Consider the following 15802-nt stretch of genomic DNA (forward strand, 5'->3'; position numbering starts at 1 on the left):
GAGCCCCCGGCCTTGATCACATTAGTCCTTCAGACTTTCTTCGCGCAGACCATCCGCCAGCAGGTTCAGACCAAGAACCAGTGACAGCAGCGCCAGCGCGGGCGGAAGGGCGGGGTGCAGATAGATCGACAGCAGCTTGCGCCCCTCGTTGATCGTGGACCCCCAGTCCGGGCTTTCCGGCGGCAGACCCAGTCCGAAGAAACCCAGGGTTCCCAGCAGGATCGTGGTATAGCCGATGCGCAGGCAGAAATCGACGATCAGCGGACCGCGCGCATTGGGCAGGATCTCCCACAGCATGATGTACCAGGGACCTTCGCCGCGGGTCTGCGCCGCCGCCACATAGTCGCGTGTCTTGATATCCAGCGCCAGCCCCCGCACGATGCGGAACACGGTAGGCGAGTTCACAAAGACCACCGAAACGAACACCACAAGGATACCGCCGGGAATATCGAACAGGTCCAGAAACGTGGGCAGGCCCCAGATCCGGTAGGTGTCGGTTTCGATGATGTAACCGCCGGTCGAGATCAGCGACAGATACAGCCACAGCGCGATGCCCAGAACCCCGATCAGCAGCGGTGTGCGGAAGCTCGGCCTTGTGTAAAAACGCGAGTTCAGCAGGACACCCAGAAACAGGATCGGGAACACGAACAATACCGCGGCCATATAGTTCGGCACTCCGGTCGCCACGATTTCCGGCGTGACCAGCAGGTAGAACAGCAGGATCACGGGGAAGGCCAAGATCAGGTTCGCAAGGAAGGACAGGAACGTATCCAGGCGTCCGCCGTAATACCCGGCAGGCAGGCCCAGCGTAATGCCGACCATAAAGGCGAACATGGTTGCCAGTGGGGCGATCTGCACCACGATCCACGCGCCCTTGACCATCCGGCTGAACACGTCGCGGGCCAGGTTGTCGCCGCCCAGCAGGTACCAGGCATATTCACCTTCTTCGATATTGGGAACGGGGGTTCCCGGCACCTTGTTCTTCATGCCCGAAACCTGGGACAGAGGATCATGGGTCACGATCAGGTCCAGTGCGCCAAAGATACCGGTGAACACCCAGAACATAACCAGGCCAAATCCGATCATGCCGATGGGGCTGTCGAAGAGTTTCCCGTACAGCCCCAGCTTGCGTTTGAACGCAATCGACATCGCGAACAGGATGATCAGCGACAGCCATACAGGCAGGAACTGCTGCGCAACCGCGCCGATGATGCCGGCGCTGGTTCCAAGAAGAATGCCAAGCACCAGATAGGCCAACACAAGAGCGACACAGGCGAAAAAGCTGTAGCGCAACGCCATTTGCGTCAAACCGCGCAAGCCCGAACCCGAGCTTATGGTGCCGTCCAGATTGACGCTCACCGGGGTTTCAGGCAGCAGGATGCTGCCAAGGATCCACACGATGATCGAAATTACCAGCGCCGCCAGCGCGATCATCAGCAAGGGGTTCAGTAAGGCGATAGAGCCGGTCCAGCTAAGAGGTTCCATGATCTATCTCCCTTACGAAATGCGGATGCGCGGGTTGAGGTAGACATAGCCGATATCCGAAATCAGCTGCGTCACCAGCACCACAAAGACCGACACGACCGAGATCGCCAGCAGCAACTGGATGTCGTTGTTGCCCGCCGCCTGTACCAGCGCCCAGCCAAAGCCCTTGTAGTTGAACAGGGTCTCGACGATCACAACGCCGTTCAGCAACCACGGGAATTGCAGCATGATGACGGTGAACGGTGCGATCAGCGCATTGCGCAGCGCGTGTTTCATCACGATGTTCGGGAACGAGACCCCCTTCAGGCGCGCGGTTCGGATATATTGCGCGGTCATCACCTCGGTCATCGACGCGCGGGTCATGCGGGCGATATAGCCCATGCCATAAAGCGCGATGGTCAGGACCGGCAGGAAGAAGTTCTCGAATGTCGGGTTCTCCATCGCCTGGGTCGCGGTTCCCTTGAACCATTTGAGGCCCACGGCTGACGAGGTGAAGATGGCGATGAAAATAACGCCCGACACATATTCCGGCGTCGCCGTCGTGGTGATTGCAAAGGTCGACAGGGTCCGGTCGGTGGCCGATCCCTCTTTCATGCCCGCCAGAATTCCAAGGATCAATGCCGAAGGGACCATCAGCAACATCACCCAGAACATCAGCCGCCCGGTCAGAGACAGCCGGTTGCCGACAACGGTCGAGACTTCTTCCTTGAAGACGGTGGAATAGCCCCAATAGCCCTGAAGAATGCCACAGAATCTGGGCAATTCCTCGGCTGTTTTGCCCGGCAGAATGCATCTGCCCTGAACAGTGCCGTCCTCGTTGGTATGCCGATAGGACGGCAGAACGCCCAGCCACTCGCCGTATTTGACCGGCGTCGGCTGCAGGTAACCGCCTTTTGCAAGGAAGCTTTCGACCTGCTCATCCGACATGCGGAAGTTGCCCTGCGTTTTGGCAAGCTTTTCGAGGTTTGGATAAAGATTGGTGAGGAAAAAGACCAAGAATGTCAGGCACAATGCTGTCACCAGCATGATGCCGACACGCTTTAGTATGAATAGTCCCATGTTAGCCCCTGTTGGTAGGCTAGCGCGATTTCCATTCCGGTCCGCGCCTCGCTGTTTTTTGAATTGTCACGCATCGGACGAAAAAGCCGCACCCGGGGGCGCGGCTCTTGTTGGTTCAATTCAGGATAGGACGCCGAATTTGTAGATCTGCGGCAGGTCCGCGATGTGCTTTTCGACCCCCACCAGATTGTCGCGGTGGTGACGCATGGCCGTACGCCAATACGGCTGAATGGTCACACCTTCGTCGATCATGATGGCCTGAAGCTTGGCCATTACTTCGCGACGCTTGTCGACATCCGCGATCGAATTCGCCTCGGCCAGCAGAGCGTCGAATTCGTCGTTGGCGAAACCAGAACTCGTTCCATGCGACGCCCGACTTGTAAGCCAGTGCCAGAACCTGCGTACCCAGCGGCCGGTGGTTCCAGTTGGTCGACGAGAAGGCGTATTTGGTCCAGTCGTTCCAGAAGGTCGAGCCCGGCAGAACCGTGTGGCGGGCCTTGATGCCAGCGTCGTTCAGCTGGGCGACAACCGCCGCAGTGGTGTTCCGGCGCCAGTCATCGTCAATCGACTGAACTTCGTGCTCGAAATCACCCATTCCGGCCTCGTCCATCAGGGCTTTTGCGCCCGCCGGGTCATACGGAATGCGCGTCACGGCCGAATTGAACTCGGGGTGCATCGGGCCGACATGGCAGTTTTCGGCCGGAATACCGTAACCGGACATGCCCAGCTCCAGGCAGACTTCGTTGTCGACGGCCATGGCAAGGGCCTGACGGACCTTCTTGTCGCCATAGATCTTGTTGCCGTCGGCATCTTCGGCCAGTTGGTTCGGGCGGATCACGATGGTGAACCCGGACGGGATTTCCGAACGGGTCAGGCCGATACCATCGAAAATATCGACGAATTCGCCAACCGACTCCCAGTTCATGTCGATTTCTTCGGCCTCATACGCGGCCAGGAACGCCGCAGGATCGGTGCCGTAGTCAATGAATTCGATCCGGTCTACATAGCCGCCCTTGCCAGCGGCATAGCCCCACCACTCGTGGCCTTCGTTGCGCACCAGCACACCTTTGACGCCGACCTCGTGGCTTTCGGGCAGCATAAAGCCCGTGCCGATCGGATTGGCCAGCATATTGGCGGGGTCGTGGCTGCTGTGGACAATCGCGGCCGGATAGTCGGCCATGCCGGGGATGATGGTGATGTCCGGCGACTGGCATTTCAGCTTGACGGTGTGCGGGTCCACGACAGTGATCGCGCCATCAGCGGCCTTCTGGGTGTCGGCATCAACCAGCGACGTCATACGGGACGCCATCGAGTTGCCTTCGACCGTTGCATCACACCACATGGTGATGTTGCGTGCGACGTCCTCGGCGGTGAAATCCTCACCGTTGTTCCACTTGACCCCCTTGCGGACGTTCAGCGTGTGCTCGGTCGCGTCGGCGTTCGATTCCCAGCCTTCCAGCAGCATGGGCTTGAACGTGCCGTCGTTGTTATATTCGACCAGATATTCCAGCCAGCCCGCGGTGAAGGTCGCGATCTGGGTCCAGTCATAGGTGCGCGGATCTTTCAGGGCGCGCACTTCCATCTGGTAACGGATGGTGCCGCCGCGCGGTACTTCGTCGGCCTTTGCAGGTGACTGCAGACCGATCATTCCGTAGGCCGCGGGAACGGCCACGCCCAATGCGGTAGCGCGGGCAAGAAACTCGCGCCGGCTCAGTTTACCGTCCCGATACTCCTGAGCGTGCATCTCGGCAGCCCAGTGGATCGGTTTTCCGGTCATGGTTTGATTTTTCATTAATGTCTCTCCCTGTGACACAGTATTTTTTTGAAGAAGTTCTGAACTGCTCAGGCCGGCAGCGGCCCGGTTAGCAGGTTCACGGGTTTTCTTGTTTTGGATTCTGACATCCCCATGGGTTCATTCCGCCCCAGAAATCTGGTCAGGTCAATGTTCGAAATCGTCATTCATGATACAAAAACGACATATGCGGGCGGCGGCGCCCGATATCAGCCGGACAGATGAGGGGCGAGTTCTGTCTGTTACCGCGCTTCCCGGTCCCGGATTCGCACTCCCGTGACCGGCTTGCGTAGCTGTGGGCACATTGCTTGAGAAGCTTCAGGTATCATTTTGAGAAATCTACCCGATTCCATTTTTTCATCCGGGCGCGGAACCATGTGCGCTGTCGCTTGGCGAACTGGCGCGTTGCAATTGTCGCGCGCTCGGTGGCCTCGGCCAGTGTCATGCGCCCGTCCAGATAGGCCATCAATTCGGGAACACCGATGGCCTTGAAGGCCGGAAGCGACGGATCGAACAGATGGCGCATGGCCTCGACCTCGTGCAATGCGCCGGTGTCCAACATCTGATCGAACCGCCGCGAGATGCGGTCCAGAAGCCATTGTTTATCCACGTCAAAGACAATCGGCACGGTGTCCGCCAGATCCAGAACCGGAGGAGGGGTCTCGGCCTGCCATTCTGTCAGGCTGCGCCCTGTGGCCACCTGAACCTCCCACGCGCGCTGAACGCGGGCACGGTTGTCGGTGTCGATCCGCTCAAGCGTGGCGGCATCCACCCCGTTAATTAGCGTGGGCAGGTCCAGCCGGTCGGCATCGGCACGGACATCGGGCGGCGTGGCGGGAATATCCGCCATCCCCTCGGTCAGGGCGGAAAAATACAGCCCCGTGCCACCGACGATGATCGGGCGCTGCCCGCCGGACAGCAGCGGCTTGACCTCGCGCAGCCAGTGACCGGTGGAATAAACCTGATCAAAGGCAATGTGCCCATACAGAAGATGCGGCGCGCAGGCTTCTTCCTCGACCGACGGGCGGGCCGATATCACCCGCCAGCAATCGTAAACCTGGCTGGCATCCGCGTTGACGATGACACCGCCGAAACGTTCCGCTATCTCAAGGGCCAGCGCCGATTTGCCCGAGGCTGTCGGCCCGGCAATCAGAACGGGTTTGTTTTCGGGGATAGGGGGCAGTTGATCCCAGATTTGCGGTGATTTTGCGTTGGCCATCCGGGCGTGCCTTATTCCTTAGCATCCGCATTGAACCTGCGGAGTTTTTGCTTCATTTTGCGCCGGAAAATAAACCCGTGCCAGCCCGGAGCGCAACATGAGCCTTTCCCCGACAACAGATACCGCAGAAACCCCCAAGACCAAGTATAACCGCGTGATGCTGAAAATCTCAGGCGAGGCGCTGATGGGGGATCAGGGGTTCGGCCTGCACCCGCCCACCGTTCAGCGCATCGCGCAAGAGGTCAAGTCGGTGCACGATCTGGGCGTCGAGATCTGTATGGTCATTGGCGGCGGCAACATCTTTCGCGGCCTAAGCGGTTCGGCGCAAGGGATGGAGCGGACGACGGCTGATTACATGGGTATGCTGGCCACGGTCATGAACGCGCTGGGGATGCAGTCAGCCTTGGAAGAAATCGGGGTGTTTACCCGTGTGATCTCGGCCATTCGGATGGATGAGGTCTGCGAGCCCTATATCCGCCGCCGTGCGGTGCGCCACCTTGAAAAGAAACGGGTTTGCATCTTTGCTGCCGGAACCGGCAACCCGTATTTCACCACCGATACCGCCGCGACTCTGCGTGCCAACGAAATGGCCTGCGAAGCGATTTTCATGGGCAAGAACGGTGTGGACGGGGTTTATGACAAAGACCCGCAGGTCCATGCGGATGCGGTCCGCTACGACTCGGTCAGCTATGACGACGTGCTGGCCAAGCGCCTGCGGGTCATGGATGCGTCGGCCATTGCCCTGGCGCGCGACAACAATCTGCCCCTGATCGTGTTCGGACTGGACGAACCCGGCGGCTTCCGCGGTATTCTGGCGGGTGAGGGCACCTATACCAAGGTTCAGGGATAGGCGACCGAAACAAGGCGTCAAAAGCCGGGCCGATGCGCCCGGCTTTTTCATGTCTGGCCCGCTGCGATGCGCTTGACGCAGGCGCATGTGCTGGGCACTTTGGCCGGGTTCCTGCGCAGGCGCTGCGCAAGGGGCTGCGGGATTCGCCGAATACCCGCTGGGCTGGAAGACCTGCCATGGTTTCAGAGGGTTCCGAAATCATGCTCGGGCACCTCTTGGATTGACGAGCATGACGAAGGAGGCATATGCCATGAGCGCTCTGGATCTGAACTACGTACGGTCGCAATTTCCGGCCTTTGCCGAGCCCAGCCTGCAAGATCAGGCATTTTTCGAAAACGCTGGCGGTTCATATACCTGCAAGCCCGTTCTGGATCGCCTGACGCGGTTCTACACCCAGCGCAAGGTTCAGCCTTATGGCCCCTATGACGCCAGCCGTCTGGGTGGTGAAGAGATGGACGAAGCGCGCGCCCGGATGGCCGGAATACTGGGCGTGGACGCCGATGAGTTGAGCTTTGGGCCATCGACCACGCAAAACACATATGTTCTGGCGCAGGCTTTTCGTCAGTGGATGAAGCCGGGCGAAGCGATAGTGGTCACCAATCAGGATCACGAAGCAAATTCCGGTCCCTGGCGGCGTCTGGCGGCGGACGGTATCGAAATCCGGGAATGGCAGATCGACCCGGAAACAGGCTCGCTCAACCCCATGGATCTGGAAAACATGCTGGACGAGAAAGTGCGTCTGGTTTGTTTTCCGCATTGCTCGAATGTGATCGGTGAAATCAACCCGGTGACCGAAATAACCGCGATTGCCCATGCCGCCGGGGCGTTTGTCTGTGTCGACGGCGTATCCTATGCCCCGCATGGGTTTCCGAATGTGGGGCACCTTGGGCCGGATATCTATCTGTTTTCCGCATACAAGACCTATGGCCCGCATCAGGGCTGCATGGTGATCCGTCGGTCGCTTGGGGATTTGCTGCCGAACCAGGCGCATTATTTCAATGCCGAGTCTCTGTACAAACGGTTCACCCCGGCCGGGCCGGACCACGCGCAGATCGCAGCCAGCGCCGGTATGGCAGACTATGTCGATGCGCTGTGCGATCATCACGGCGGGCCACAGACGGGCACGACAGAGCGCGGGGCGTTTGTTCATGATCTGATGCGCGGGCATGAGGTATCCTTGCTGCAGCCCGTGCTGGACGCGGTAAAGGATCGCAACGCGGTTCGTCTGATTGGCACGTCCGAGGCCGCGCGCCGCGCGCCAACCGTGGCTCTGGCTCTGAACAGGAATGCCGAAGCGGTCGCGGCTGAACTCGCCCCACATGGGATCATGGCGGGGGGCGGAGACTTCTACGCCGTTCGGCCGTTGCAGGCGATGGGCGTCGATCCGGAACAGGGTGTATTGCGGGTCAGCTTCACGCATTACACATCGCAGCAGGAAATTGATCAGCTTTTGAACGCATTAGACGCCGTTTTGTGATCCGGTTTCCGCCCTGCTTCGTAAACCGAAGAAAACAGCAGGGCGATCATGGACAGCGAGCGGTCTCCAATCATTATGTGGTTCCGGCGGGATTTGCGCCTGTCGGACCACCCGGCCTTGTGCGCGGCGGCCGCAACTGGCCGGCCGGTAATTCCGGTCTTTATTCTGGATGACATTGCAGAGTCACTTGGTGCCGCACCAAAATGGCGTCTTGGACTTGGGATTGAAACGTTTGCCAGTCAGCTGCGCCAGTCCGGCAGCCGCCTGATCCTGCGGCGCGGGAATGCATTGTCCGTGCTTCGGTCCCTGATCGCCGAAACCGGTGCAACCGCCGTTTACTGGTCTCGCGCTTATGATCCGGGGTCAATCGCCCGGGACACGCTGACAAAATCGGAACTGTCCCGTCAGGGCGTTCAGGTGCAGTCATATCCGGGTCATCTGCTGTTCGAACCCTGGACCATCGCCACCAAATCGGATCAGCCCTTTCGCGTTTTCACTCCGATGTGGCGGGCTGTTCAGGGCCGGGACGTTGGCTCGCCTTTGGCCGATCCCCCGCGCATTGCGGCACCGGCTCAGTGGCCGCAGTCCGACGATCCTGACACATGGAAACTGGGGGCTGCGATGAACCGTGGTGCCGCCGTCCTTTCCCGCTATGTACGCCCGGGCGAACCTGCGGCCTTTGATGCTCTGTATCAGTTTCTGGATCGCATCGACCACTACGCGGCCGACAGGGACCGGCTGGATCTGGATGGAACGTCGGAGCTTTCGGACTATCTGTCGTTGGGAGAGATCAGCCCGCGCAGTATTTGGCACGCGGTTCAGCGGGCGGCAATGAACGGATCCGAGGGGACCGGAGTGTATCTGCGTCAACTCGTCTGGCGCGAGTTTGCCTATCACCTCATGTACCACACGCCGCACCTGCTGAACGGCAACTGGAAGCCGGAATGGGATGCATTTCCGTGGAACGGGAATGCGGATCATCCGAATGTCCTTGCGTGGAAGCAGGCCAGAACCGGTGTTCCCGCAGTCGATGCCGGGCTGCGGCAGATGTATGTGACAGGGCGGATGCATAACCGGGCGCGCATGATTGTCGCGAGCTATCTGACCAAACACCTAGTGACCCACTGGAAAATCGGCATGGACTGGTTTGCCGATTGCCTGATTGATTGGGACCCTGCCGCAAACGCGATGGGCTGGCAGTGGGTCGCGGGGTCGGGGCCTGATGCCGCACCGTTCTTTCGCATTTTCAACCCGCAGACCCAGCAGGAGAAGTTCGATCCAAACTCGGATTACCTGAACCGATGGATCGCCGAAGGCCAGTCCGATCCGGTGCCCACGGCGCGGGCATATTTCGACGCCGTACCACGTTCATGGGGCCTGAACCGCCACGCGCCATACCCTGCGCCCGTGGTCGGCCTGGCCGCGGGAAGGGCGCGCGCACTGGCGGCTTATGAAAGCCGAAAAACCCAGTAAGGAACTGAAAACTTGCCAGAAACACAAACTCGTCCTAGCCTTAACCAACAGCCGCATAGGGGAGAGCGGATGATCCTGACGACGACAGAAGGGCAAAAAGACCTGCCCAGATACTTTGTTCAAGTCTTCAAGATGCTGAACCGGATGCAATCCGGCCGATTGGACATCGCACTGCCGGATGGCCGGGTGTTCCGGTCCGAAGGCGCCAGGCCGGGTCCGGTCGCCCGGGTCGATATCCACGACCCTGATGTCTTTGCGCGTTTGGTACGGGAAGGTGAGTTGGGCTTCTCGGATGCTTATCTGGAAGGGGATTGGAGCACACCGGACCTGCGTTCCTTCATGGATCTGGTGCATTTGGGTACGGAAACCGTTTACGACGATTTCACCGGTAAGTTTCTGGTCCAGGCCTATGAAAGACTTCGGTTCTGGCTGCATCGCAACAACCGTAGGCAAGCCAAGAAAAACATCTCGTACCATTACGATTTAGGTAATGATTTCTATGGCTTGTGGCTGGACGATACGATGACCTACTCCAGCGCATTGTTTGAGACCGGGCAGGAAAGTCTGGAAAAGGCGCAAACGGCGAAATATGCCAGCCTTGTCGATGAAATGGGTGCCAGACCGGGCGACCACATATTAGAGATCGGCTGTGGCTGGGGTGGGTTCGCGGAATATGCCGCGAAAGAGCGTGGCCTTCGGGTCACAGGTCTGACCATCAGCCGGGAACAGTTGAACTTTGCCCGGCAAAGAATTGAAAAAGCTGGTCTTTCCGAAATGGTTGAGCTGAAGTTGCAGGATTATCGGGACGAGCAGGGACAGTATGACGGCATCGCCTCGATCGAGATGTTCGAAGCCGTCGGTCAGAAATACTGGCCGATCTATTTCGATACGGTACGGGACCGCCTGAAACCCGGTGCGCAAGCCACGCTGCAAATCATCACCGTTGCCGACCACAGGTGGGACATTTACAAGAACGGCGTTGATTTCATTCAGAAATATATCTTCCCGGGCGGGATGTTACCTGCACCGTCGATCCTGAAACAGCAGGTCGCGCAGGCGGGATTGATGGTCGTGAAATCAAGGGAATTCGGCAAAAGCTATGATCTGACGCTGCGCCGTTGGTACGAGACCTTCAATGACAAGTGGGACGAAATTTCCGAACTGGGCTTTGACGAGCGTTTCCGCCGCATGTGGAATTATTATTTGACCGCCTGCGGCGCAGCCTTTGACACCGGCAACTGCGATGTGACACAGATCACTGTAGCAAAACCCAGTTAACAAACGGAAATTTCGAATGCCCAGTGCCTCGCGTCTCGTTGCTGCTCTTTGTCTGGCGGTGGTGGCCTTTCTGGTCTCGAGCATGATCATCAACAACGGGGAAGAGGGCAAGGATTACGGCTGGTTCACCTATGTGAACATGCTGATTGCGGTTGCCTGCGGCTGGAAAATCATGGGCAAACGGGCTGGCCGCGGATGGACCGCGGCCGTGAATAACGGTCTGACCGGTATCGCGTCGTTGGTGTTCTGGGCGCTGTTCGTGCAGGGCTGCTATGAGATGTTTCGTCTCGCCATGCGTCACCGCTATGACGGACCGTTTGAGGCGTTGCTGGCGATTTTCCAGATCAGCGTTGACTACGGCAGGCTGCTTCTGGTGCCGGAAATCCTGTGGACATTGGCTATCGGAGCACTTATCGCGGGCCTAGCCACCGAAGAAGCCAGTCGCCGCTGGCGGTAAACCCGGAAATCAATACGAGACCTCATTCCGTGTCCGATCTCTTTTTTTACGGCACGCTCAGGCATCAGCCGTTGCTGGAACTGGTGCTGGGCCGCCCGTTTTCCCAACTGTCCGTTTCGCAGGCGTCTTTGCCGGATCATGCCGTCTATGGGGTAGAGGGGCAGGCCTTTCCCATGATTTTACAACAACCCGGGGGTGTGGCCGACGGATTGTTGGTGCGCGACCTTAGCGCGGAAAACCTTGAACGGCTGACCTATTATGAAGGTGGGTTTGACTATGACCTCAGCCCGCAATTGGTGGATCTGACCGACGGTTCCAGGGCCAAAGCGCGGGTGTTTTACCCCGAGCCGGGTTTGTGGACACCGGGCGCGCCCTGGTCGTTGCAGGAATGGGCTGACGCGTGGGGCGAATTGACGTTGCTGGCCGCGCAAGAAGTGATGGCCTATTTCGGCAAGGTTGATGTGGCGACGATCGCCCGCAGTTTTCCGTCGATCCGCACCCGGGCCTGGGCCAAGATTGCCGCGCGTCAACGCAGGACGGCGGAAGGCCGCGACGCAACCGGCGACGTCATCGTTCATCGTCACACACGCGCCTATATCGACTATTTCGGTATGGAAGAAATAGAATTGCAGCACCGTCGAAATGACGGGTCGATGGGGCCGGTTCTGAACCGCAACGGGTTGCTTCAGGGCAGCGCCGTGGTTGTCCTGCCTTATGATCCGGCGCGCGATACGGTGTTGCTGGTCGAACAGTTCCGCCCGCCGGTGTTTCTGATCGAAGATCCCGAGCCCTGGATGTGGGAACCCGTGGCCGGTATGATCGACCCCGGTGAAACGCCGGAACAGGCCGCGCGCCGCGAAACGCGGGAAGAGGCACAGGTGGTGCTGGACGGGCTGGAATATGCAGGTGGCGCATATTCGTCCAGCGGGTCTTCGACCGAGTATGTTCACCTCTATGTCGGGCTGGCCGACCTGACCCACACCATCGACAATGGCGGGCTGGCGTCGGAGGGCGAGGACATCCGCACCCGCATTCTGCCCTTTACGGAATTTATGGACAGGGTCGACAACCACCAGTTCAAGGATTTGCCGCTGTTGTCTCTGGCCCATTGGCTGGCCCGTCACCGCGAGCGTCTGCGCGCTTAGCTATCGCCGCTTGTGGTTGTCGCACGGCAACTGTAAATCTTCGTTGATATGTAATGAAATGAGGGCGCCATGCGCATTGCACGAGACCTTGCCGACGCAGTAGGAAAAACCCCGTTGATCCGGTTGCGCCGCATCAGTGAAGAGACCGGGTGCGAAATACTCGGCAAGGCCGAATTCATGAATCCGGGCCAGTCGGTCAAGGATCGCGCGGCGCTGTATATCATCCGTGACGCGGTCGCGCGCGGCGACCTCAAACCGGGCGGGACGATTGTCGAAGGCACCGCAGGCAACACCGGCATCGGTCTGGCGCTTGTGGGCGCGTCGATGGGGTTCAAGACGGTGATTGTGATCCCCGAAACCCAGTCCGAAGAGAAAAAGGACATGCTGCGTCTGGCAGGCGCGCAATTGGTGCAGGTTCCGGCCGCGCCGTACCGCAACCCCAACAACTTTGTGCATTATTCCCGCCGTCTGGCCGAGGAACTGGCGCAAACCGAACCCAATGGCGCGATCTGGGCCAACCAGTTCGACAATGTCGCCAACCGGCAGGCCCATGTCGAAACCACCGGTCCCGAGATCTGGGAACAGACCGGTGGCAAGGTCGACGGGTTCGTCAGCGCCGTAGGCTCGGGCGGTACACTGGCCGGTGTGGCCGATGCGCTGCAGCCCAAGGGCGTCAAGATCGCTCTGGTCGATCCGATGGGAGCGGGGCTTTATTCCTACTACACCACCGGCGAGATCGCGATGGAGGGCAGCTCGATCGCCGAAGGTATCGGGCAGGTGCGCATCACCAAGAACCTGGAAGGGTTCACGCCGGACTACTCTTACCAGATGACCGATAGCGAGGCGCTGCCCTATATCTTTGATCTGCTGCGCGATGAGGGTCTGGTTATGGGCGGTTCGACCGCGATCAACATGGCGGGCGCGGTGCGTCTGGCCAAGGATTTGGGGCCGGGACATACCATCGTGACGATCCTGTGCGACTATGGCACGCGCTATCAGTCCAAGCTGTTCAACCCGGAATTCCTGCGGGAAAAAGAACTGCCGGTGCCGGATTGGATGACCGAAGCCCCACGCAGCATTCCCGGCGTATTCGAGGACGTGTGATGCTGCGGCAGGTCCGCCTGTTTCTGGCCCTTGTCTCGGTTTGCCTCGCCATACTGGGCGGCCCCGCCGCTGCCCAGCTGACGGATCGGCAAAGCGAGTATTATCAGGGCTGGATCAAAACGGCGGACCGGGCCGAACAAGAGATTGAGGCCGACCGGACCTCGAACGCGGCCCTCGAAAACCTGCGGTCCGAAATCCATAAGTACCGCGAAGATTTCAACAGGGCACGCTCGGCGAATACCGATCGTATTCAGACGCTCGATGCGCAGATCAAGGCATTGGGTCCGCCACCCGAAGGCGACGCGACCGAACCTGAAGAAATCGCGGATTTGCGTACGCATCTGGAAAAACAGCTCAACAGTCTGCAGGTTCCGCAAATAATCTCGGAAGAAGCCTTTAGCCGTGCCAACGGGCTGATCAGTGAGATTGATCAACTCCTGCGCGACCGGCAGACGAAAGAGCTGCTTGAACGCGGACCTTCACCGCTGAACCCGGTTTACTGGGGGCCTGCCTGGATCGACCTTGTCGATGCCGTGCGCGGGTTGTTCAGCGAAGCGTCGCAAAATCTGAAGGCAAACGTGGTTCAGACCCGCCTGCGCGATCGTGGTCTGGGCATCCTCTTTCTGACCTTCGCTGCGGGAGTGTTGCTGTTTTACGGGCGTTATTGGTCCGAAACAGCCGGCGATTACCTGCGAAATCTGGGCGGGCGGGGCAGCGGCGTATGGACGTTCCTAGTTTCGCTGCTGCGGATTCTTTTGCCATGGCTTGGCGTTTGGGCTCTGGTGCAGGCAATCGTCATGACCGGTCTTTTAGGCCTGCGCGGAACCTTGTTGATCCAGAATGTTCCCTATTGGGCCGCGCTGGTCCTGTATTACGACTGGATCGGGCGTCAAATTCAGGTCTCGCAGGCGGCGCAGGGCTATAACCGTATTTCGCGCAAGAACATCACCAAGTTGCGGGTTTATCTCGATATCCTGGCGGCCTTCCTGATCGTGTACGAATTCGGTCTTCTGTTCGACCAGATTGAAAATCTTTCGGATGCCACCCGGGCTGTGATCAGCTTTCCGGTGGTCGTCGGGACTGCGTTTCTGTTGCTGCGCATCCGCAGGATAAGAGCCGACGAACCGGCGGCTGATGACGCGGAAGCAAACGGAACGCCACGTGTTTCCGGCCTGACGCAAATTGTTGAGTTCCTGCGCAAGGCGTTGTTCCTTTTGGGGATGATCAGCCCGATTCTGGCGGCGGTCGGATTCACGAACGCGGCCGAGGCAATCGTATTTCCCGCCGTGAAAACGCTGGTCCTGTTTGCCGCCCTGGCAATCTTCCATCGCTTCATCACCTCGGTTTACGGCTGGATCAGCGGGCAGGGCGAAGCTGCACGGGATTCTCTGTTTTCCGTTCTGGCCGGGTTCGCCATCGCCATCCTGATGCTGCCGGTTCTGGCGCTGTATTGGGGTGCGCGCGAAACGGATTTGATGGAAGCCTGGTCGCGTCTGCTGCTGGGTTTCGATATTGGCGGCGTCACGATCTCGCCCAGCAATTTCATCACCTTCCTGATCGTGTTCGTGATCGGCTATGGCCTGACACGATTGCTGCAAAGCGGGTTGAGAAATTCACTGTTGCCCAAGACCAGCATCGATCCCGGTGGGCAGAACGCCATCGTATCCGGGACCGGCTATGTCGGCATTTTCCTGGCCGCGCTGGTCGCGATCATGATTGCAGGATTTGACCTGTCCTCGCTGGCGATTGTTGCGGGGGCGCTGTCGGTCGGGATCGGGTTTGGTCTGCAGACAATCGTGTCGAATTTCGTTTCGGGGATCATCCTGCTGGTCGAACGTCCGATCTCTAAAGGGGACTGGATCGATGTGAACGGGATGATGGGCTATGTCCGCGACATCTCGGTGCGCTCGACGCGGATCGAGACTTTTGACCGGACCGACGTGATCGTTCCCAATTCGGACCTGATCAGCGGAGTGGTCACGAACTATACCCGCGGCAACACAATCGGGCGGGTCATCGTACCGGTGGGTGTTGCCTATGGAACCGACACTCGTGTGGTGGAGAAGATACTCGGCGAAGTCGCCAATGCGCACCCGATGGTTCTGGCCAACCCGGCGCCCAGCGTTGTGTTTCAGGGGTTCGGAGCGGATTTTCTGGATTTCGAGATTCGCGCCATCCTGCGCGATGTGAACTGGGCCCTGTCGGTCAAGTCCGACATGAACCACGAGATCAACCGCCGCTTTACTGAAGAGGGTATCGAAATCCCCTTCGCGCAGCGCGATATCTGGCTGCGTAACCCCGAAACCCTTCGGGGATCGCCCCCTGTGCCACCGTCGCCACCAAAGGCGGAAACTGAAACGCCTCCTGCAAAACGGTCAGAAACCAAGCCAGTCGACATGACCGAGGCGGACCTGTCCGATGGCGAAGCGGATGATATCTAGCCGCCCCTGCATCGCGGTGGCA

The 15802-nt window shown here is 59.1% G+C and carries 11 protein-coding genes and 1 pseudogene; 8 read left to right on the plus strand and 4 right to left on the minus strand.

The window, feature by feature from the left end:
• Window positions 1-21: 21 nt before the first annotated feature.
• From ACXAC3_RS11600 to miaA, 4 genes and pseudogenes are all read right to left on the minus strand, one after another.
• Window positions 22-1485: an ABC transporter permease gene (locus ACXAC3_RS11600; protein WP_475160166.1), complete on the minus strand. Its 1464-nt coding sequence runs from the start codon at window positions 1483-1485 to the stop codon at window positions 22-24.
• 12 nt (window positions 1486-1497) lie between these two features.
• On the minus strand, window positions 1498-2544 hold the full coding sequence (locus tag ACXAC3_RS11605) for an ABC transporter permease (protein ID WP_475160167.1): 1047 nt from the start codon (window positions 2542-2544) through the stop codon (window positions 1498-1500).
• 120 nt (window positions 2545-2664) lie between these two features.
• A pseudogene (locus tag ACXAC3_RS11610) lies at window positions 2665-4336 on the minus strand (ABC transporter substrate-binding protein).
• Between the two features lie 325 nt (window positions 4337-4661).
• The gene (miaA, locus tag ACXAC3_RS11615) at window positions 4662-5555 is read right to left on the minus strand and encodes a tRNA (adenosine(37)-N6)-dimethylallyltransferase MiaA (protein WP_475160169.1); all 894 of its coding nucleotides are present in this window, start codon (window positions 5553-5555) and stop codon (window positions 4662-4664) included.
• Between the two features lie 97 nt (window positions 5556-5652).
• Between miaA and pyrH the strand changes: the two genes are divergently transcribed.
• The 8 genes from pyrH to ACXAC3_RS11655 all read left to right on the plus strand — a co-directional run bounded on the left by pyrH (window position 5653) and on the right by ACXAC3_RS11655 (window position 15780).
• Window positions 5653-6405 carry a UMP kinase gene (pyrH, locus tag ACXAC3_RS11620; RefSeq protein WP_475160171.1) on the plus strand — a complete coding sequence of 251 codons (753 nt, stop codon included), beginning with the start codon at window positions 5653-5655 and terminating at the stop codon, window positions 6403-6405.
• A 250-nt stretch (window positions 6406-6655) separates the two neighbouring features.
• Entirely contained in the window at window positions 6656-7882 is a 1227-nt protein-coding gene (locus tag ACXAC3_RS11625; RefSeq protein ID WP_475160172.1) for an aminotransferase class V-fold PLP-dependent enzyme, read from the plus strand.
• Between the two features lie 48 nt (window positions 7883-7930).
• Window positions 7931-9355, plus strand: a complete 1425-nt coding sequence (locus ACXAC3_RS11630; protein WP_475160176.1) for a cryptochrome/photolyase family protein — start codon at window positions 7931-7933, stop codon at window positions 9353-9355.
• A gap of 69 nt (window positions 9356-9424) precedes the next feature.
• A complete protein-coding gene (locus tag ACXAC3_RS11635; RefSeq protein WP_475160178.1) occupies window positions 9425-10633 on the plus strand; it encodes a class I SAM-dependent methyltransferase in 1209 nt (402 codons plus the stop codon).
• Between the two features lie 16 nt (window positions 10634-10649).
• On the plus strand, window positions 10650-11090 hold the full coding sequence (locus ACXAC3_RS11640; RefSeq protein WP_475160180.1) for a TrgA family protein: 441 nt from the start codon (window positions 10650-10652) through the stop codon (window positions 11088-11090).
• A gap of 29 nt (window positions 11091-11119) precedes the next feature.
• A complete protein-coding gene (locus ACXAC3_RS11645; protein WP_475160182.1) occupies window positions 11120-12235 on the plus strand; it encodes an NUDIX domain-containing protein in 1116 nt (371 codons plus the stop codon).
• A gap of 69 nt (window positions 12236-12304) precedes the next feature.
• Entirely contained in the window at window positions 12305-13339 is a 1035-nt protein-coding gene (locus ACXAC3_RS11650) for a cysteine synthase A (RefSeq protein ID WP_475160183.1), read from the plus strand.
• Window positions 13339-15780, plus strand: a complete 2442-nt coding sequence (locus ACXAC3_RS11655; RefSeq protein ID WP_475160185.1) for a DUF3772 domain-containing protein — start codon at window positions 13339-13341, stop codon at window positions 15778-15780. The genes ACXAC3_RS11650 and ACXAC3_RS11655 overlap by 1 nt, the downstream gene beginning before the upstream one ends.
• Window positions 15781-15802: the final 22 nt, after the last annotated feature.

The sequence above is a fragment of the Ruegeria sp. ABV4_181 genome (assembly GCF_056158465.1).